The 1,648-nt window shown below is 75.9% G+C and carries 2 protein-coding genes; both read right to left on the reverse strand.

Features of this window, described 5'->3' with window-relative positions; translation table 11 throughout:
- Positions 1–217: hypothetical protein (locus tag H5J33_RS34445; protein ID WP_181798591.1), on the reverse strand; the 217-nt coding region annotated here is incomplete at its 3' end.
- Positions 214–1,648 (reverse strand): HAD family hydrolase (locus tag H5J33_RS38520; RefSeq protein ID WP_309485564.1); only part of this gene is annotated, 1,435 nt, incomplete at its 5' end. The genes H5J33_RS38520 and H5J33_RS34445, both read right to left, overlap by 4 nt.

The raw sequence follows: 1,648 nt of genomic DNA on the forward strand, positions 1-1,648 counted from the left end.
CCCGCCCCGCGTACCGGGTGACAGGACGGCGCGTGCTCGCCTCCGAGTGGGCCGTCAGGGCGGCGCGGGCCGCCGCGTCGGTGGCCGCGTCGACACCGCACGCGGCGAGCACGGCCACGAGGGTGTCGGGGGACACCTCCACCCGCCGTCCCCGGTCGGTGGTGTAGGCGGTGGCTACGCGGTGGGCGCGGGCCAGCTCGCGCAGGGCGTCGGTCACGAGGGCTCCCCGGGGGTGCCGAAGAGGCGTTCCAGGACGACGGCGACGCCGTCCTCGTCGTTGCCGGGCGCGATCTCGTCGGCCATGGCCCGCAGCGCCGGATGGGCGTTGGCGACGGCCACGCCGTGCCCGGCCCAGGCCAGCAGCGGTATGTCGTTGGGCATGTCACCGAACGCCACGGTCTCGGCCGCGTCGTAGCCGAGCAGCTTCGCGGCCCGCTCCACCCCGGCCGCCTTGGTGGTGCCCGCCGGCAGCACCTCCACCATGCCCCGCACCGAGTGCACGACGGTGACCCGGTCCCCGCACAGCGTCCGTGCCACGGACTCGACCTCGTCCTCCGGGACGCTCGTGTGGTGCAGGACGAGCTTGTCGATGGGGTCGGTCCACAGCAGGCCGCGGTCGGTCGTGACGTCCCAGCCGTGGCGGACGCGTTCGCCGAACCGGGGCGTGACCTTGAAGCGGCTCTCCGGCGGCGCCGTCACGACGCCCAGCTCCAGGGGCCCCAGCGCCGCCTCGACGCGCTCCACCACCTCCTGGGCGAGGTCCAGGTCGAGGGAGGCCGAGCTGAGCAGCCGGTCGGCTCCGGCGTCGTAGAGCTGGGCACCCTGCCCGCACACGGCGAGCCCCCGGTAGCCGAGTGCGGCCAGGTACTGCTTGCAGGCGGCGGCGGGTCTTCCGGTGACCACGAGGTGCCGGGCCCCGGCCTCGGCCACCCGGGCGAGCGCGCGCAGGGTGCGGGCGGAGACGGTCTGGTCGCCGCGCAGCAGGGTGCCGTCGAGATCGGTCGCCACCAGCCGGAACGGCGGGCGGTCCGCGAGCCCGTCGCAGGGCAGGGTGTCCCAGGTGACCCGCCCGGAGTCCAGGGTGAGCATGACGAGCAGATGGCGTCCGGCGGGGGAGGCGGGCAGCGCGCCCCGGAACACGCCGTCCCCGGCCGGGGCGAGCGCCGTCAGCACCATGCCGCTGTCCGCGGGGACGGCCTCGTCGGAGGCGACGGCCTCGGCGCGCGACTCCAGGCCCGTGGCCGCAGCGACGGAGCCGGGAACCGCGATCTCCACGTGCCGGGCGTGCGGGTGCCGGTACTCCAGTATTCGGCCGCCCGTGGCGTCCCGGGACAACCGGTACCGTGCGCGCACCCGGGCCGTCCAGTCCTCCCGCCCGGCCGCGCGGGCGGTCTCGGCGCACCGGGCGAAATCGCCCCGGGCGTACGCGGCTTCGAAGAGCCGCTCGTACGCCCGCTCGTCCAGAGGAGCGCACCGTCCGTAGGCCGCGGTGTCGCCCAGGTCCGCGGCGGACCGTACGACGAGTTCCCGGTGCCGGGACCACGCGTCGGCGGGCAGGGAATCGAACCAGCCCCACCGGACGGCGTCCTCGACGGCGATGGCGAGGGCGGTGTACCAGCAGACCGCGAACCCGGAGAGCGCGATGAAC

It is taken from the genome of Streptomyces sp. WELS2, from assembly GCF_013870595.1.
Classification (GTDB): Bacteria; Actinomycetota; Actinomycetes; order Streptomycetales; family Streptomycetaceae; genus Streptomyces.